Annotated in this window: 16 protein-coding genes and 1 pseudogene; 2 read left to right on the top strand and 15 right to left on the bottom strand. The window is 67.3% G+C overall.

Annotation, left to right across the window (positions count from 1 at the left end; translation table 11 throughout):
* Positions 1 to 35: 35 nt before the first annotated feature.
* The 13 genes and pseudogenes from ACW17V_RS03060 to ACW17V_RS03000 form a co-directional block, all read right to left on the bottom strand.
* Positions 36 to 1,439 carry a glutamine synthetase family protein gene (locus ACW17V_RS03060; RefSeq protein WP_492107414.1) on the bottom strand — a complete coding sequence of 468 codons (1,404 nt, stop codon included), beginning with the start codon at positions 1,437 to 1,439 and terminating at the stop codon, positions 36 to 38.
* The gene (locus ACW17V_RS03055) at positions 1,436 to 2,839 is read right to left on the bottom strand and encodes an aspartate aminotransferase family protein (protein WP_492107413.1); all 1,404 of its coding nucleotides are present in this window, start codon (positions 2,837 to 2,839) and stop codon (positions 1,436 to 1,438) included. The genes ACW17V_RS03060 and ACW17V_RS03055 overlap by 4 nt, the downstream gene beginning before the upstream one ends.
* A gap of 12 nt (positions 2,840 to 2,851) precedes the next feature.
* On the bottom strand, positions 2,852 to 3,637 hold the full coding sequence (locus ACW17V_RS03050) for a gamma-glutamyl-gamma-aminobutyrate hydrolase family protein (RefSeq protein WP_492107412.1): 786 nt from the start codon (positions 3,635 to 3,637) through the stop codon (positions 2,852 to 2,854).
* The gene (locus tag ACW17V_RS03045) at positions 3,634 to 4,701 is read right to left on the bottom strand and encodes an ABC transporter ATP-binding protein (RefSeq protein ID WP_492108729.1); all 1,068 of its coding nucleotides are present in this window, start codon (positions 4,699 to 4,701) and stop codon (positions 3,634 to 3,636) included. The genes ACW17V_RS03050 and ACW17V_RS03045 overlap by 4 nt, the downstream gene beginning before the upstream one ends.
* A gap of 41 nt (positions 4,702 to 4,742) precedes the next feature.
* Complete coding sequence (locus ACW17V_RS03040; protein WP_492107411.1) at positions 4,743 to 5,603, bottom strand: ABC transporter permease; 861 nt, start codon at positions 5,601 to 5,603, stop codon at positions 4,743 to 4,745.
* Entirely contained in the window at positions 5,603 to 6,508 is a 906-nt protein-coding gene (locus ACW17V_RS03035; protein ID WP_492107410.1) for an ABC transporter permease, read from the bottom strand. Before ACW17V_RS03035 ends, ACW17V_RS03040 begins: the two co-directional genes overlap by 1 nt.
* Positions 6,509 to 6,630 (bottom strand): annotated as a pseudogene (locus ACW17V_RS03030) (hypothetical protein); the annotation flags it as partial.
* Between the two features lie 19 nt (positions 6,631 to 6,649).
* Positions 6,650 to 7,741, bottom strand: coding sequence for an ABC transporter substrate-binding protein (locus ACW17V_RS03025; protein ID WP_492107409.1), 1,092 nt, complete (start codon positions 7,739 to 7,741; stop codon positions 6,650 to 6,652).
* An 80-nt stretch (positions 7,742 to 7,821) separates the two neighbouring features.
* Entirely contained in the window at positions 7,822 to 9,195 is a 1,374-nt protein-coding gene (locus ACW17V_RS03020) for a glutamine synthetase family protein (protein ID WP_492108728.1), read from the bottom strand.
* Between the two features lie 8 nt (positions 9,196 to 9,203).
* Positions 9,204 to 10,568, bottom strand: coding sequence for an aspartate aminotransferase family protein (locus ACW17V_RS03015; protein ID WP_492107408.1), 1,365 nt, complete (start codon positions 10,566 to 10,568; stop codon positions 9,204 to 9,206).
* Complete coding sequence (locus tag ACW17V_RS03010) at positions 10,568 to 12,007, bottom strand: NAD-dependent succinate-semialdehyde dehydrogenase (protein WP_492107407.1); 1,440 nt, start codon at positions 12,005 to 12,007, stop codon at positions 10,568 to 10,570. Before ACW17V_RS03010 ends, ACW17V_RS03015 begins: the two co-directional genes overlap by 1 nt.
* Positions 12,008 to 12,011: 4 nt before the next feature.
* The gene (locus ACW17V_RS03005; RefSeq protein WP_492108727.1) at positions 12,012 to 13,508 is read right to left on the bottom strand and encodes an aldehyde dehydrogenase; all 1,497 of its coding nucleotides are present in this window, start codon (positions 13,506 to 13,508) and stop codon (positions 12,012 to 12,014) included.
* Between the two features lie 58 nt (positions 13,509 to 13,566).
* On the bottom strand, positions 13,567 to 14,247 hold the full coding sequence (locus ACW17V_RS03000; RefSeq protein WP_492107406.1) for a GntR family transcriptional regulator: 681 nt from the start codon (positions 14,245 to 14,247) through the stop codon (positions 13,567 to 13,569).
* A gap of 89 nt (positions 14,248 to 14,336) precedes the next feature.
* Between ACW17V_RS03000 and aptA the strand changes: the two genes are divergently transcribed.
* Together aptA and ACW17V_RS02990 are read left to right on the top strand one after the other, a co-directional pair.
* Entirely contained in the window at positions 14,337 to 15,656 is a 1,320-nt protein-coding gene (aptA, locus tag ACW17V_RS02995; protein WP_492107405.1) for an omega-aminotransferase AptA, read from the top strand.
* A gap of 94 nt (positions 15,657 to 15,750) precedes the next feature.
* Complete coding sequence (locus tag ACW17V_RS02990) at positions 15,751 to 16,113, top strand: c-type cytochrome (RefSeq protein ID WP_492107404.1); 363 nt, start codon at positions 15,751 to 15,753, stop codon at positions 16,111 to 16,113.
* Positions 16,114 to 16,176: 63 nt separating this feature from the next.
* Here the strand turns inward: ACW17V_RS02990 and ACW17V_RS02985 are convergent, their stop codons facing one another.
* Complete coding sequence (locus tag ACW17V_RS02985; protein WP_492107403.1) at positions 16,177 to 16,449, bottom strand: DUF6980 family protein; 273 nt, start codon at positions 16,447 to 16,449, stop codon at positions 16,177 to 16,179.
* Entirely contained in the window at positions 16,446 to 16,850 is a 405-nt protein-coding gene (locus ACW17V_RS02980) for a WapI family immunity protein (RefSeq protein WP_492107402.1), read from the bottom strand. Before ACW17V_RS02980 ends, ACW17V_RS02985 begins: the two co-directional genes overlap by 4 nt.
* Between the last annotated feature and the right edge of the window lie 22 nt (positions 16,851 to 16,872).

The following is a 16,872-nucleotide window of genomic DNA, read 5'->3' as shown; positions in this document are numbered from 1 at the left end:
TCCCCTCCGCCATCATGGGGAAGGGCTTCAAGACATCACACATTCAGCAACAGGAACTCCCGCTCCCAGGGGCTGATCGTCCGCATGAAGGTCTCGTACTCGGCCTGTTTCACATGGTCATAGGCCTGGCAGAAGACCGGCCCCAGAATGTCGACCAGGTCCTGGCAGTCCTCGAACAGCTTCAGGGATTCGGTCAGGCTGCGCGGCAGCTCGATGCCCCGCAGGCTGGCGTCGGTGAGAACCGGCGGGCTGGGCTTGAGGTCATTGACCATGCCCAGATAGCCCGCCGCCAGGGTCGCGGCGATGGCCAGATAGGGGTTGGCGTCCGACGACGGAATGCGGTTTTCCAGCCGGCGGTTGGCGGCGTTCGACGGCGGCACGCGCAGGCCGCAGGTGCGGTTGTCATAGCCCCACTGGGTGTTGACCGGCGCGCCGGAGTCCTTGGCGATCCGGCGGTAGGAATTCACGTAGGGGGCCAGGATGGCCATGATCGCCGGCAGATAAGTCTGCTGGCCGGCGATGAAGTTGTGGAACAGCGCCGTCTCCTCGCCGGTCTTGGGATCGGAGAACAGGTTCTGGCCGTGCTTGTCGATGATCGACTGGTGGATGTGCATGGCGCTGCCAGGCTCGCTGGCCATCGGCTTGGCCATGAAGGTGGCGTAGATCTCGTGCTCCAGCGCCACCTCGCGGATGGTCCGCTTGAACATGAACACCTGGTCGGCCAGCTCCAGCGGATGGCCGTGGCGCAGATTGATCTCCATCTGGGCCACGCCGCTTTCGTGGATCAGGGTGTCGATCTCCAGGCCCTGACGCTCGGAATATTCGTACATGTCCTCGAACAGCGCATCGAACTCGTTGACCGCGCTGATCGAATAGCCCTGACGCCCGGTCTCGGGCCGGCCCGAGCGGCCGATGGGCGGTTTCAGCGGGTAGTCAGGGTCGGTGTTCTTGTCGACGAGATAGAACTCGATCTCCGGGGCCACGATCGGAACCCAGCCCTTTTCGGCGTACAGGGCCAACACCCGGCGCAGCACCTGACGCGGGCTTTCCTCGACGGGCCGGCCGTCGGGATGGAAGGCGTCATGAATGACCTGCGCCGTGGGGTCCTGGGCCCAGGGCACGGCGGCCAGGGTGGCGAAGTCGGGCGTCAGGACGATGTCGGTGTCGGCCTGCACCGAATTGACCACCCCCTCGAACTCGGGAAAGTCGCCGGTGATGGTCTGGTAGAACACCGCCAGCGGCAGGTTCATCGACGGGGTCCCGAGGAACTTGCGCACCGGCATGATCTTGCCGCGCGCCACGCCGGCCAGATCAGGCACGACGCACTCGATCTCCTCGATGTTCTGCCGGGTGAACCAGGCCTGCGCCTCCTCCAGCGTGGCGACGCCGCGGTTCACCCGCTGGTCCGGCTTGGTCTTCTTGTGCTTGGGCTGCTTCATGACGCGGCCTCCGGCTTCAGGGCGCGGAGAACCGGCTCGGCCTCGATCAGCGACTTGCGCAGGATCCCCACCAGTTCGTCGATCTCGGCGTGGGTGATGATCAGCGGCGGGCAGCAGACGAGGCTGTCGCGGATGGCGCGGACCATCAGGCCGTTCCGGATGCAGATGTCGCGCACAATGGGGCCGGCCTCGCCTTCCTTGTCGAGGAAGCGGTGGTTGGTGCCCTTTTCGCGGACGATCTCGACCGCGCCGATCAGGCCCAGCGAGCGGGTCTCGCCCACCAGCGGCAGGTCGTTCAGCGTGGCCAGGGCCTTGGCCAGATAGGGGCCGGTGTCGTCGCGGGTGCGCTCGACCAGGCCTTCGCGCTCGAGGATCTCAATGTTCTTCAGGGCGACCGCGCAGCAGGTCGGGTGGCCTGAATAGGTAAAGCCGTGGATGAAGTCGCCGCCCTTGTCCTTCAGTTCGGCGACGATGAAGTCGGCCACGCCCACGGCCGAAATCGGCAGGTAGCCGGACGACAGGCCCTTGGCCATGGCGATCATGTCGGGCTTGATCCCGTAGTGCTGGTGCCCGAACCACTGGCCCAGGCGCCCGTAGCCGCAGATCACCTCGTCGCAGACCAGCAGGATGCCGTACTTGCGGCAGACGGCCTCGACCGCCGGCCAGTAGCCGTCGGGCGGGATGATCACCCCGCCGGCGCCCTGCACCGGCTCTCCGATGAAGGCGGCGACGTTCTCGGGACCGACCGCCAGGATCCGGTCCTCGATCTCCTTGACCGCGCGGTCGCGGAAAGCGGCCGAGTCCTCGCCGAAGCCCTCGCCGAAGGGATAGGGCTGCATCACGTGCTCGACGCCGGGGATCGGCAGGTCGCCCTGCTCGTGCATGTGCTTCATGCCGCCCAGGCTGACGCCGGCCACGGTCGAGCCGTGATAGGCGTTCCAGCGGCTGATGAAGATCGTGCGCTGCGGCTGGCCCTTCAGTTTCCAGTAGTGGCGAGCCAGACGGAAGACCGTGTCATTGGCCTCCGATCCTGACGAGTTGAAGAAGACGTGGGTCAGGGCGCCGCCCATCTTCTCGGCGATCTTGGCGGCCAGCCGGATCGGCGGCGGCGAGGCCGTCTTGAAGAAGGTGTTGTAGTAGGGCAGCTCCAGCATCTGGTCATAGGCCGCCTGGGCCAGCTCCTGCCGGCCATAGCCCACGTTCACGCACCACAGCCCGGCCATGCCGTCGAGGATCTGGTGGCCCTCGCCGTCGTGGATATAGACCCCGTCGGCGCGGGTGATGATCCGGCTGCCGCCCAGCTCCTGCTGCAGCTTGTAGTCGGTCTGGGCCGGCAGATGGTGGGCCAGGTCCAGGCGCTTGAGCTCGGCGATGTCGTGGTTGCGGATCGGGACAGTCATTGGGCTTGGTTCCTACGCGACGTCTTCTTGGGGCGCTCCCGCCGAGGCGGGACCGACGAGCGGCGCGCCTCTGAGGGCGCGTCCGAAAAGCTGGAAAAAGGTCTGGGACTGAAGGTTGGCGGCGGTCTGCCATTCGGGATGCCACTGGACGGCCAGGACGGGCGCGCCGTTGACGGTGGCCGACACCGCCTCGACCACGCCATCAGGCGCGCGGGCCTCAACGATCAGGCCTTCGCCCAGCCGGTCGACGCCCTGATAGTGCACGGAATTGACCACCGCCCGCTCGGTTCCGAACGCGGCCGACAGCACCCCGCCGGGGGTCAGATCGACCGGGTGAAGATGGTCGAACATGCCGTTGAAATCGACTTCGTCAGGCGCGTGGTGGGCGATCAGCTCGGCGCTGGAGGCCATGTCACGGCGCAGGGTGCCGCCGAACGCCACATTGATCTCCTGGAAGCCGCGACAGACGCCGAACACCGGCCGGCCGAGATCCAGCATGGCCTTGATCAGGTCGGCGGTCATGGTGTCGCGGGCCAGGTCGAACGGGCCGGGCGCGTCGCCGATCTCCTCGCCATAGAGCGCGGGATCCAGGTTCGAGGGACTGCCGGTCAGCATCAGGCCATCCAGCCGCGCGGCGACCTCGGAGGCCTTCATCAGCTCGGGCATCGACGGGACCAGCAGGGCCGCGGCGTCGGCATACCGCATCGCGCCGGCGACATAGCGGTTCATCACCGCCTGGGCCGGCTCGATCCCCACGGTGCGAGTGCAGCAGATGATGCCGGCGACGGGGCGGGTCACGACAACAGCACCGCCGGCGAGCAGGCGTGCCAGCACAGCCAGACCTCTTCGCCCAGCTTGAAGTCTTCTTGGTCCCAGCGGGTCAGGTTGGAGCGGTGGACCTTGATGCTGCGGCCTCCGGCGATCTCGACCTCATAGACCGACGAGCCGCCCAGATAGGCCTCGTGCTTGATGACACCCGCCACCGCATTGGCGCCCTTGGGGGCGTCGCCCAGATTGGGGGCCTCGTCGCCGTCCTTCTTGTGCAGCTCGATCTTCTCGGGCCGGATCGCCGCCCAGGCCGCGCCCCCGCGCGGGCCGGTGACGCCGTGGTCCAGGAAGATGTCCACCGGCAGGTCGGGCGAGCGGATCACCGCGTGGCTGGGCTCGTCCACCGCCAGCACGCCCTCGAACAGGTTCACGCTGCCGATGAAGTCGGCCACGAAGCGGCTGTTGGGGAACTCGTAGAGATCGCTGGGCGTCGCCACCTGCTGCAGCACCCCCCGGTTCATCACCGCGCAGCGCGTGGCCAGGGCCAGAGCCTCGTCCTGATCATGGGTGACCATGATGAAGGTGATGCCGACCTTCTCCTGCAGGGTGCACAGCTCGGTGCGCATCTGCTCGCGCAGCTTGGCGTCCAGGGCCGACAGCGGCTCGTCCAGCAGCAGCACACGGGGCCGCTTGACCAGGGCCCGGGCCAGGGCGACGCGCTGGCGCTGACCGCCGGACAGCTGGTCGGGCTTGCGACCGCCCAGACCGCCCAGTTGCACCAGCTCAAGGGCTTCCTCGACGCGCCGATCGCGCTCGGCTTTCGGCACCCGGTCCACCTTCAGGCCGTAGGCGACATTGTCGGACACGGTCATGTGCGGGAACACGGCATAGGACTGGAACACCATGTTCACCGGCCGCTTGTTGGGCGGCACGGTCGACACGTCCAGGCCGTCGATCAGGATGCGGCCCTCGGTCGGCGTCTCGAAGCCGGCCAGCATCCGCAGCAGGGTGGTCTTTCCGCAGCCCGACGGCCCCAGCAGCGAGAAGAACTCGCCCTCCTCGACGCTCAGCGAGACATTGTCGACGGCCACCATCTTGCCGAAGCGCTTGGTGACGTTCTCGAAGGTGATAATGCTCACGACTTCTCTCCCCCATGGCCCGCCGTCGCGGCCGAATTGCCCTGCAGCTTCAGGGCGACGGCCGTCAGGATCACGGTCAGCACGATCAGAATGGTCGAGGCCGCGTTGACCTCGGGCGTCACCGAGAAGCGGACCATCGAATAGACCTTCACCGGGAAGGTCACGGTGTCGGGTCCGGCGGTGAAGAAGGTGATGACGAAGTCATCCAGGCTCAGCGTGAAGGCCAGCAGCGCCCCGGCCACCAGCGACGGGGCCATGTGCGGCAGGATCACGTCGCGGATCGTCCGCCACTCGCCCGCCCCCAGGTCGCGGGCCGCCTCCTCCATCTCGCGGTTGAAGCTGGTCATGCGGGCCCGCACCACCACCGCCACGAACGGGAACGAGAACGAGACGTGGGCGATGATGATCGCCCCCAGGTTCAACGGCCACACCATGCCCTGCGGCCACGGCATCACCTTGGCGAAGAACACCAGCATGGCCACGCCCATGCAGATCTCGGGCACCACGATGGGCAGGGCCAGGGCCCCATTCAGGGCCGTCTTGCCGGGAAAGCGGAAGCGCCACAGGGCCAGCGCAACCATCGCGCCCAGCGCCACGCTGACCACGGTCGACACCGCCGCGATGGTCAGGCTGTTGCCGAACGCCTCGATCAGCCCGTCGTTGTTGAAGGCCTTCTCGTAATATTTGAGCGTGAAGCCCTTCCAGACGATGTTGCGCCGGCTGTCGTTGAAGCTGAAAGCCATCAGGGCGATCAGCGGCGCGTAGAGAAAGATCGCCACGGCCGCCAGCCAGGCCTGCATCTGCCAGCGGCGGAGATATTCCAGCGGACCGGGCGCATTCTTGCGAAGCTTGGCCATCACTTGGCCTCCGGAGTCTTGCGAGACAGCACCGCCTGGATCGCGATGGCGATGAAGGTCAGATACATCAGCAGGAACGACATCGCCGCGCCGAACGGCCAGTCATTGGCCCGCTTGAACTGGCGCTCGATGACATTGGCGATCATCTGGCTGTCGGGACCGCCCAGCAGGTCGGGCGTCAGATAGGCCCCCAGCGCCGGGATGAAGGTGATCAGCACGCCAGACGCGATGCCCGGCAGGGCCAGCGGCACCACCACCTTGAACAGGGTCCGCATATGGCCGGCGCCCAGATCCAGGCTGGCCTCCAGCAGCGACTTGTCCAGCCGGTCCAGCGCCGAATAGAGCGGCAGCACCATGAATGGCAGGTGGACGTAGATCAGGCCCAGGATGACGGCGAAATTGTTGTGCAGCAGCTCCAGCGGCTGGAAGTCGCCGATCGGCGCCAGGCCCAGCAGCGGCGCGATCCCGCCCATGCCGTTCCACAGCCATTCCAGGCCCATATTGACGTAGCCCTCGGTGCGCAGCACCGCGATCAGGGCGTAGGTGCGGATCAGCAGGTTGGTCCAGAACGGCAGCATGATCAGCAGCAGCAGCCAAGTCTTGGTCTTCTCGGACGCGAAGGTGATGGCCAGGGCGACGGGGAAGCCGATCACCAGGCACAGCCCCGTGGTGATGGCCGCCACCCAAGCCGATTTCACAAAGATCTTCAGGTACAGCGGCTCGATCGCCCGGGCGTAGTTCTTGAACGTGCCGGTGATGGCGATCTCGGTCAGGCCGTCATTGTTGCCAAAGCTGTAGGCCCAGACGATGGCCAGCGGCACGAGGAAGAACAACACCAGCCAGAACAGCGGCGGGCCCAGCGCGCCCGCGAACACCGCCTTGGCCTGTTTCCAGCTCTGTTCCATGGGTGGTCCCCCTAAAATCCTCCCCCCAGCGGGGGAGGTGTCGACGCAGTCGACGGAGGGGGAAGTCGGGCTGACTCAGCAGCACTTCCCCCTCCGGCCTTCGGCCGCCTCCCCCGCTGGGGGGAGGACTTGGCTCGCCCCCTAAGCCGCCCGCACCCGCGTCATGACTTCCTCGTACTGGCTGGCCTTTTCGGCCCCTTCGAAGGCGCCGTATTCGCACTTGGCCATCACGTCGAGCGGCGGGAAGATCACCGGATTGTTCTTGTAGTCGTCCGGCATCAGCGCCTTGGCCGCCGCATTGGGCGTCGGATAGAGGATGGTCTTGGAGATCGTCGCCCCGGCCTCGGCGTCCAGCAGGTAGTTGATGAACTTGTGGGCGTTCAGCGGCCGCGGCGCGCCCTTGGGGATGCACAGGGTGTCGGAGTTGATCAGCGATCCTTCCTTGGGGATCACGAAGCCGACGTCCTCGTCCTCCGTCATCAGCTGGGCGATGTCGCCGTTGTATTCCAGGACCAGATCCACCTCGCCCGAGGCCAGCATGTCCTGGCCGTTGTCGTCATGGAACGCTTTGACGAACGGCTTCTGCTTGATCAGCATCTTCTCGATCTCGGCCACCAGTTCGGGCGGGATGTTGTTGACGCTGTGGCCCTTGTATTTGGCCGACAGGCGGATCAGGTCGGCGCTTTCCGACAGCAGGGCGATCTTGCCTTTGTACTGGTCGCTGTCGAACAGGTACTTCCAGCTGTCGGGAACGCCCTTCACCTTGCTCTTGCGATAGCCGATGCCCAGCACCAGCCAGGTATAAGGCATCGAGAACTTACGACCCGGGTCGTATTCCGGGTTCATGAAGGCCGGATCGACGTTCTTCAGGTTGGGAATCTTGCTGTGGTCCAGCACTTCCAGCAGGCCCGCCTGACCCATGCGGGTGACGAACTCGTTGGAGGGCACGATCACATCGAAGCCAGGATTGCCGGCCTTCAGCTTGGCGAACAACTCGTCGTTGGTCGCGAACAGGCTCATGTTCACGTCGACGCCGCTGGCCTTCTTGAAGTCAGCCAGGGTGGTGTCGCCGATATAGGTGTCCCAGTTGTAGAAGTTCAGCTTGGCTTCCTCGCCGCCCGTCGCCGCGGCCGGCTTCTCGCCGCAGGCGGTGAAGGTCAGGCCGATGGCGGCGGCGCCCGTGGCCGTCAGCAGCGACCGGCGGTTCATGCCTCTCTGAGTGATGGTGCCCATGGTCTCGAAACTCCCCTGTCCGTTCCGTTTGATGCCGGCCTCCGCCGACGGTTCACGCCAAGCTCCGCTCCACTTCGCCATCAGGCGTTGCGGAGGTACCAATCGAAATCGAGGCTGGTGACCACCTCGAAGAACCTCGCCTGTTCGGTCCGCTTTACGGACACGAACATGTCCACGAAGCGATCACCCAGATAGTCACGAAGCACCGCGGACTGATCGAACAGATCCACCGCCGAGAACCAGTTTGACGGCAGACGCGACTTCTCCTTGGCCGCGGCGGCATAGCCGTCGCCGACCACCGCCGGGCCCGGATCGATCCTGTGGGTCAGGCCGTGGTGAGCGCTGGCCAGCAGCACGGCCATCACCAGGTACGGATTGCCGTCGGCCCCCGCGACGCGGTGCTCGACATGGCGCGTCGGGGCCGGACCAGCCGGAATGCGCAAGGACACCGTGCGGTTATTGACGCCCCAGGTCGCCGCGACCGGCGCATAGCTGTTGGCCTTGAAGCGACGATAGCTGTTGGCGTTGGGCGCCAGGATGGCCATGCCCTCGCCCAGCAGCTGCTTCATGCCGCCGATGGCGTGGCGCAGCATGGGCGAGCCTTCAGGATCTTCGTCGGCGCAGAGGTTATTTCCGTCCGCGTCGTTGAAGCTGACATGGACGTGGAAGCCGTTGCCCGCCCGGTCGGCCCAGGGCTTGGCCATGAAGGTCGCCTCGCAGCCGTGGCGCAGGGCCACGCCCTTGGCCATGCGCTTGTAGAGCAGGGCGTCGTCACAGGCCCGCAGCGCGTCGGGCTTGTGCTTGAGGGTCAGCTCCACCTGGCTGGGCGCGAACTCCGAGATCGCGCCTTCCAGCGGCACGCCGATGACGTCGGCGGTGTCCCACAGCTCGCGCAGGAACGGCGCGATGGCCTCCAGCTCGGGCAGGCCATAGACCTCGATGCCGTGCGGGCGACGACCGGTCTGCAGAGACTTGGGGGGCTGCAGGTCGCCATCGGCGGTGCGCTCCAGGTCGACCAGGTAGTATTCCAGCTCGCAGGCCGCGACCGGCGTCAGCCCGTCGGCGGCGTAGCGGTCCAGCACCCTCTGCAGCACGTGGCGCGGATCCAAGTCGTTGGGCGTACCGTCCAGCTCGTAGAGCGACAACATCACCTGGGCCATGTCGTCGCCCAGCCAGGGGGCCAGGGTCAGGGTGCCGGGCACGGGCCGCGCGCGGCGGTCGGCGTCGCCGTCCTCCCAGACCAGGCCCGTGTCCTCGCAATCGGCGCCGGTGGTGTCGACCACCAGGATCGAGCCCGGCAGGAAGCGGCCATAGTCATAGATGGCCTGCAGCTCATGCACCCGCAGCCGCTTGCCGCGCGGCACGCCGGTCATGCTGGTGAAGAACACATCGACGAACCGCACCTGCGGGTTGGCGGCGAGGAAGTCGCGGCATTCCTGGGGATCGGCGACCATGGGGGACGTCATGCGGATAGGCCCTCGAGCGCCCCGGCGAAGCCGTCGACCGCCGCGACCAACCGGTCGATCGACGCATCTTCAGTCACCGGAGACACCAGCATCATGTTGTGAAAGGGCGCGATCAGCACGCCCCGATTGATCAGCCACAGATGAAGCGCGGCCACGAGGTCGTGGTCCAGAGCCTTGCGCATCTGGGCGGCGTTTTTTGGCGGAGGATCGGCGAAGACCAGCTCGACCCGCGCCCCGACATGGGCCACCGACCAGGGCAGGCCGCGCGCCGCGATCACACCGTTCAGCCCGGCCACCAGCCGCTCCGCGCCGGTCAGCATGCGGTCATAGGCGGCGGGCGTCATGACCTCGGTCAGCATGGCGCGCATGGCCGCCATGGCCAGGGCGTTGCCCGACAGGGTGGTGCCGATGCCCGACTGGCCTGGACCGATCCGCGCCTGAGCCGCGTCCATCTGGGCCGAAAGCTCGGCGGTGACGCCCCAGACGGCGGCCGGTACGCCGCCGGCTATGGCCTTGCCGACCACAAACATGTCGGGCTCCAGCCCATGCAGGCCGGCATAGCCTCCGGGACCGCTGGACAGGGTGTGGGTCTCGTCCAGGATCAGCAGGGTCCCGGCGTCGCGGGTCAGGCGGCGCAGGGCCTCGTGAAAGCCCGGCTCGGGCAGGATCATCCCGCAATTGGTCATCACCGGCTCGGCCAGGACGGCGGCCACCTGGTCGGAGGCCAGAGCCATTTCCAGGGCGGCCAGATCGTTGAACGGCACGACCCAGGTGGTGGCGGTCAGGTCGTGGACCTGGCCCAGCAGACCGGGCTTCATCACCCGCGCGCCGTCCCTCAGCACCACGAAGGCGTCCTCGACCATGCCGTGATAGCAGCCGTCGAACACCAGGATCCCGGGTCGCTGCGTAACCGCGCGCGCCCATCGGATCGCGGCCCGGTTGGCGTCGCTGGCCGTGGTGGCCGTCTGCCACAGCGGCAGGCCGAAACGCTCGGCCAGCAGGCGGCCGACGAGGATCGCGCTGGCCGTCGGCAGCATGAAGCCCGCGCCGCGCCGGATCTGGTCCGACACCGCCGAGGCCACCGCCGCGTCGCCATGGCCGAACATCGACGGCGTGTCGCCCAGGCAGAAGTCGTCGTACAGCCTGCCGTCGACATCGGTGATCTGGGCCCCGACGCCCTGGGCCGCGAAGATCGGCGACGGACTGGCCCAGTCGTTCATCCAGTGCATCGGCGCGCCGCCGCGCCAGACCTGCGCCGCCTGCCCCGCCATCGCCACGCTGCGCGGATGCTCGGCCGTGAAGCGCGCGGCTTCGGCCTGCATCAACCCTTCGAGGGTGGACGACGGGGCGGCGGCCGACATCATCCCTTCACCCCGCCAAAGCAGAGGTACTTGGTCTCGAAATACTCATCCAGACCTTCGGACGCGCCCTCGCGACCCAGGCCCGACTCCTTGACCCCGCCGAACGGCGCGACCTCGGTGGAGATCAGGCCTTCATTGATCCCGACCATGCCGGCCTCGATGGCCTCGGCCACCCGCCAGCAGCGACCGACGTCGCGGCTGTAGAAATAGGCCGCCAGGCCGAACGGCGTGGCGTTGGCCAGGTCGATGGCCTCCTGCTCGGTCTCGAACTTCACGATCGGGGCGACCGGGCCGAAGATCTCCTCGTTGAACAGGCGCATCCCTGCCGTCGCGCCGGTCAGCACGGTGGGCTGATAGAACAGGCCCGCCAGGCCATGGCGCTCGCCGCCGGTCTCGACCTTGGCCCCCTGCTTCACCGCCTCGGCGACCAGGGCCTCGACCTTCTCCAGCGCCTTTTCGTTGATCAGCGGGCCGATGGTGACCCCATCGCCTGTCCCGGGGCCGACCTTCATCGCCGCGACCTTCTGCGTCAGGCGCTCAACGAAGGCGTCATGGATGCCCGACTGCACGATGAGCCGGTTGGCGCAGACGCAGGTCTGGCCGGTGTTGCGGTATTTGCTGGCGATGGCGCCGTCGACGGCGGCTTCCAGATCGGCGTCGTCGAAGACGATGAAGGGCGCGTTGCCGCCCAGCTCCAGGCTGAGCTTCTTCATGGTGCCCGCGCACTGGGCGTACAGCGTCTTGCCCACGGGTGTGGAGCCGGTGAACGACAGCTTGCGCACGCGAGGGTCATCACAAAGCGCCTTGCCGATGGCGCTGGCGTCCTTGCCGGTCACGATGTTCAGCACACCCGCCGGCACGCCGGCCTCGACCGCCAGCCGGGCGATGGCCAGGGCGCACAGGGGGGTCTCGGCCGCCGGCTTGACCACCACCGTGCAGCCGGCCGCAAGCGCCGGGCCGACCTTGCGGGTGATCATGGCGATCGGGAAGTTCCAGGGCGCGATGGCCGCGCACACCCCGACCGGCTGCTTGATCGACATCAGCCGCTTGTTGGGGTCCGGCGTCGGGATCGACTGGCCGTGGCCGCGCTTGGCCTCCTCGGCGAACCAGTCAATGAAGCTGGCGCCATAGACGACCTCGCCCCGCGCCTCGGCCAGCGGCTTGCCCTGTTCGGCGGTCATCAGCCGGGCCAGGTCGTCGGCATGGGCCAGCATCAGGTCGCTCCACCGCCGCAGGATCGCCCCGCGATCCTTGGCGGTGCGCGCGGCCCAGGCCGGGAAGGCGCGATGGGCGGCTTCGATGGCGACGGCGGTCTCGGCCGCCCCCAGGTCGGCGACCTTGGCGATCACCGAGCCGTCGGCCGGGTTGGTCACCTCGAACGTGGCGGCGGCCTCGATCCAGAGGCCATCGATAAAGGCGGCGGTTTCTACAAGCTTCATCAGGTCACCTCAGCGTCACGGACACCGACTTCAGGTCGGCGTACTTGTGCAACGCATGGAGGCTGCGATCGCGGCCGAAGCCCGACTGCTTGAAGCCGCCGAACGGCATGGTGATGTCGCAGGCGTCCCAGCCGTTGACCCAGACCAGACCGGCCTTCAGCTTCCGCGCGCCGCCAAGCGCGCGGTTGATATCCGAGGTCCAAAGCCCGGCGGCCAGGCCATAGACGGTGTCGTTGGCCAGGGCGATCGCCTCGTCCTCGGTCCTGAAGGTCATCACCCCCAGCACGGGCCCGAACACCTCCTCGCGGGCCAGGGTGGAGTCGGGCTCGACGCGGTCGAAGATGGTCGGCTCGACATAGAAGCCGCCGCTCTCCCTGCGCACCCGCTGTCCGCCCAGCACCCGGCGCCCGCCCTGGCTGTCGGCGGTGGCGATATAGTCCAGCGCGGTGTTCATCTGCCGCTCGCTGACCATGGCCCCGAACACGGTGTCGGGATCCAGGGGATCGCCCGGAACCATGTCCCTGGCGACGGCGACAACGCGGGCCAGGAAGTCATCCTTGATCGAGGCCTCGACCAGCAGGCGCGAGGCGGCCGTGCAGACCTCGCCCTGGTTATAGAACACGCCCCAGGCCGCGGCCTGGGCGGCGGCGTCGAGATCGGGACAGTCGGCGAAGACGATCTGGGGCGACTTGCCGCCCAGCTCCAGCGACACCCGCTTGAGGTTCGACCGCGCCGAATACTCCATCAGCCGCCGGCCCACAGGGCCCGAGCCGGTGAAGGCGATCATATCGACGTCCATCGACAGGGCCAGGGCCTCGCCGGCCACCGAGCCGAGCCCGGGAACAACGTTCAGCACACCCGGGGGCAGGCCGGCCTCCAGCGCCAGTTCACCCAGCTTCAGGGCGGTCAGCGGCGACTGCTCGGCGGGCTTGAGCACCACCGAATTGCCCATGGCCAGCGCGGGGGCGACCTTCCACATCGCCATGTGCAGCGGGAAGTTCCACGGCACGATCGCGCCGATCACGCCCAGCGGCTCGTGGACGGCGTAGCTGAGACGGTCGACCGGCGAGGTCCCGACCTCGCCATAGACCTTGTCCAGCGCCTCGGCGTACCAGCGGCAGGTGTTGATCGCGAGCGGGATATCGACGGCCCGGGCGTCGCGGATCGGCTTGCCGACGTCCAGGCTTTCCAGCAGGGCCAGCTCTTCGGCGTCGCGCTCCATCAGGTCGGCCAGGCGGAACAGGATCGCCTTCTTCTGGCGCGGGCCCAGGTCCCGCCAGCGGCCGTCCTCGAAGGCGGCGCGGGCGCTGGCGACGGCGCGGTCAACATCGGCCTGACCGCAGGCGGCCACGTCATTGATCACCGTGCCGTCGCGCGGCGAGACATTGTGGAACACCTCGCCCGACGCGGCCTCGACCCGGGTGCCGTCAATCACCGCCAGCCCCGGCAGGGACAGGCGCGAAAGGGCGTCAGTGATGGCGGCGGGAAGGGTCACGTGCAGGCTTTCCTGAAACTGTGATCACAGTTCGCGGGCCTAGCGCCCCTGTCAAGCCGGCCGCTCATGCGCCCGCCTCCACGGCGGCCCGCATCTTGTCCATGCCTTCGGACAGGTCAGCGGCGATGGCGCGGCGGGCGCCCTCGGCGTCGCGGGCTTTCAGGGCGGCGATGGCCTCGGCGTGGCGGTCAGCCGGCAGGCTGCCGGTGCCGACGCGTCCGAACACCACCCGCATGAACGGCCCGATCTGCAGCCACAGCCCGCCGGCCATCGACAGCAGCACATCGGCGCCCGACCGCTCATAGATCGCGAAGTGAAAGGCGTGGTTGGCGGTCATGTAGCCGTCGACGTCGCCGACCGCGAGGGCGGCGTCCAGTCGGGCGTCTATGGCCTGCAGGGTTCGGATCAGCCCCTCGTCGACCCGGGGCGCGGCGCGCGCGGCCAGCTCCGGCTCGATCCAAAGCCGGGCCTGGGACAGCTGTTCCAGCCGGTCGGCGGTCAGGGACGGCACTGACAGGCGCTTGTTGGCCGGGTTGATCGCGAGGGCCCGCTCGGCCGCCAGCCGCCGCACCGCGTCGCGCACCGGCATCGGCGAAACCCCCAGCTCGGCGGCGAGGCTGCGCAGACTGACCCCGACGCCGGGCGCGATGCGGCCGGTGATCAGGGCCTGACGGATGGCGTCATAAACCTGGTCATGCACGGCCGTGGAATCGGCCAGGGCGCGTCTTTGCGGGGCGGCGGGCACGAAGGGGCTTCCAGAAAGCGGTCAATTGCGATCACAGTGCATGATCCCTCGCCCGACGCCAGCCCCCGGCCCAGCCTTCGAGACCGCCCATGCCCGATTTCGGCGCCAACAACCTCGACGCCTTCTGGATGCCGTTCACGCCCAACCGGCGGTTCAAGGCCCATCCGCGCATGCTCTCGTCCGCGAAGGACATGCACTACAAAACGCCTGAAGGTCGCGAGATCCTCGACGCCACCTCGGGCCTGTGGTGCGTCAATGCCGGCCACGACCGCGCCCGCATCCGCGAGGCGATCCAGAAGCAGGCGGCCGAGATGGACTACGCCCCCTGCTTCAACATGGGCCACCCCCTGGCCTTCGCCTTCGCCAGCCAGCTGGCCCAGGTGACGCCCGAGGGTCTGGACCGGATCTTCTTCACCAACAGCGGCTCGGAGTCGGTCGATACCGCCCTGAAGATCGCGCTGGCCTATCACCGCGCCCGGGGCAAGGGGACCAAGACCCGGCTGATCGGCCGCGAGCGCGGCTATCACGGCGTCGGGTTCGGCGGCATCTCGGTGGGCGGCATCCCCAAGAACCGGATGTATTTCGGCTCGCTGCTGACCGGCGTCGACCACCTGCCCCACACCCACGGCGTGGCCGGCAACCAGTTTGCGAAAGGCGAACCCGAGCACGGCGCCGACCTGGCCGACACTCTGGAAAAGATCGTCGCCCTGCACGACGCCTCCAACATCGCCGCCGTCATCGTCGAGCCCGTGGCCGGCTCGACCGGCGTGCTGATCCCGCCCAAGGGCTATCTGCAGCGCCTGCGGGCGATCTGCGACAGGCATGACATCCTGCTGATCTTCGACGAGGTCATCACCGGCTTTGGCCGCCTGGGCGCGCCGTTCGCCGCCGACCGCTTCGGCGTCACGCCCGACCTGATCTGCATGGCCAAGGGCCTGACCAACGCGGCCGTGCCCTGCGGCGCCGTCGCCGCCTCGGGCAAGATCTACGACGCCATGATGGAGGGCGCCGACGCCCCCATCGAGCTCTTCCACGGCTACACCTATTCGGCCCACCCGCTGGCCTGCGCGGCCGGGATCGCGACGCTGGAGACCTACAAGGAAGACGACCTCTTCGCCCGGGCGGCGGGCATGGAGGCCTACTGGCAGGAGGCCATGCACAGCCTGAAGGACGGCCGCCACGTCATCGACATCCGCAATCTGGGCCTGATCGGCGGCATCGAACTGGAGCCCCGCGCCGGCGCGCCGACGGCGCGAGCGATGGAGGTGTTCGAAGCCGCCTTCGACGCCGGCCTGCTGATCCGGGTGACCGCCGACATCATCGCCCTGTCGCCGCCGCTGATCATCGAAAAGAGCCACGTGGACCAGGTGGTCGAGACCCTGCGCGGGGTGCTTTCAAAGGTTGATTAGGCACGCGAGCGCCGCTGGAATTGATCCCGATCAATTGCAAGCCGCCGCCGGCGCGCACACTCGGAACAGACCCCCACTGGGCCCGAGCGTCACCATGTCATCATCCCTGATCGCCACCCGGCGCCTGATCCTCATCCTGGCCGCCGGCGCCAGTCTAGTCGCCTGCGCGACGTCTCCGGGAGAGCCCTCGCCGGCCGATCTGGTGGCGCGCGGACGGACCCTGGCCCTGACCGAATGCTCGCAGTGCCACGCGGTGGCCTCCAACGGCGGCAGCCCCAACACCGCCGCGCCCAGCTTCGCCAGCGTCGCCGAGCGCTATCGCAACACCCGCCTCGACTGGGAGCTGGAAGCGATCTCGCAGGTGGGCCACTACCGCATGCCGCGCAAGCAGCTGACCTCGATCGATATCGCCGACCTCACGGCCTATATCCGCTCACTGGACCGCGCGCCGCGTTAGGGGTGTGATGCGGGGGGCGGAAGCGGACCTTGCGGGGTTTGGCTTGGGGTGGAGAGCGGACGTTCAGGCCGGGAGTTTCCACCATACGTCTGTCTGATATTCGGCGGGTAGTTCGTCCTGCCATGGGGCGGCCACGCCACGCGCCTCGAGCTGCTCGAACCATTGGTCCCGCTTGCTATCTGGCAAACGGTCACCGCAAAAAGGACAGTAGAAGAGTAACTGAAGCGCGCCTCCCGACGGGATGCTGTATTCGTCGAATCTCGGGTCGTAGCTGACCGCGCCCCAGTCGTTCTGCGGATGCTGGTCCATATGCCCTGCAGGTTTCTTAGCGCTCATACTTTATCGTTGCCTGACACCGCGATGAGGTCTGCGATCAGTCGAGCAAGGCAGGTCTGATCCGCCTCAAACTCGAAGTGCGCTCGTTGATCGTTCCCACCATTGTCAATCAACAGACCACTGACGCGAACCCGGCCAAGGCCATCGCCCTTCAAGCGAATGTAAGGCTCCTCCCACATCGGCTTCAGAACTGCTTCGCCCTCCAGCGTCCGATCAATCTTGCCGAGTGCAGCGATGAACTCAGTGAGGGGGTGGGACTCAAAGAAGAACGGATAGGCGGCCGTTAGCCAAGCAGACCGAACCGAGATGTTGCATCCATAGCCAGAACCGTCTGCGTATCGTTCCACATCGGTAAGCGCGAGGAACGGGTTCTGTGTGTTGGTGGCAAGGATGATGTCCATTTGGGCAACTTAGGCCAAGCTA

The sequence above is a fragment of the Caulobacter sp. FV2ye17ST genome (assembly GCF_058680955.1).
This window is presented reverse-complemented; position numbering and strand designations above follow the sequence as displayed.

Excerpts from the sequence above, each read along its gene's own strand:
- ACW17V_RS03045 (WP_492108729.1), bottom strand. The coding sequence starts at position 4,701 with ATGGTGGCCGTCGACAATGTCTCGCTGAGCGTCGAGGAGGGCGAGTTC.
- ACW17V_RS03020 (WP_492108728.1), bottom strand. The coding sequence starts at position 9,195 with ATGGTCGCCGATCCCCAGGAATGCCGCGACTTCCTCGCCGCCAACCCG.
- ACW17V_RS02990 (WP_492107404.1), top strand. The coding sequence starts at position 15,751 with ATGTCATCATCCCTGATCGCCACCCGGCGCCTGATCCTCATCCTGGCC.
- ACW17V_RS03040 (WP_492107411.1), bottom strand. The coding sequence starts at position 5,603 with ATGGCCAAGCTTCGCAAGAATGCGCCCGGTCCGCTGGAATATCTCCGC.
- ACW17V_RS03015 (WP_492107408.1), bottom strand. The coding sequence starts at position 10,568 with ATGTCGGCCGCCGCCCCGTCGTCCACCCTCGAAGGGTTGATGCAGGCC.
- ACW17V_RS02980 (WP_492107402.1), bottom strand. The coding sequence starts at position 16,850 with ATGGACATCATCCTTGCCACCAACACACAGAACCCGTTCCTCGCGCTT.
- ACW17V_RS03010 (WP_492107407.1), bottom strand. The coding sequence starts at position 12,007 with ATGAAGCTTGTAGAAACCGCCGCCTTTATCGATGGCCTCTGGATCGAG.
- ACW17V_RS03035 (WP_492107410.1), bottom strand. The coding sequence starts at position 6,508 with ATGGAACAGAGCTGGAAACAGGCCAAGGCGGTGTTCGCGGGCGCGCTG.
- ACW17V_RS03055 (WP_492107413.1), bottom strand. The coding sequence starts at position 2,839 with ATGACTGTCCCGATCCGCAACCACGACATCGCCGAGCTCAAGCGCCTG.
- ACW17V_RS02985 (WP_492107403.1), bottom strand. The coding sequence starts at position 16,449 with ATGAGCGCTAAGAAACCTGCAGGGCATATGGACCAGCATCCGCAGAAC.
- ACW17V_RS03060 (WP_492107414.1), bottom strand. The coding sequence starts at position 1,439 with ATGAAGCAGCCCAAGCACAAGAAGACCAAGCCGGACCAGCGGGTGAAC.
- ACW17V_RS03025 (WP_492107409.1), bottom strand. The coding sequence starts at position 7,741 with ATGGGCACCATCACTCAGAGAGGCATGAACCGCCGGTCGCTGCTGACG.
- aptA (WP_492107405.1), top strand. The coding sequence starts at position 14,337 with ATGCCCGATTTCGGCGCCAACAACCTCGACGCCTTCTGGATGCCGTTC.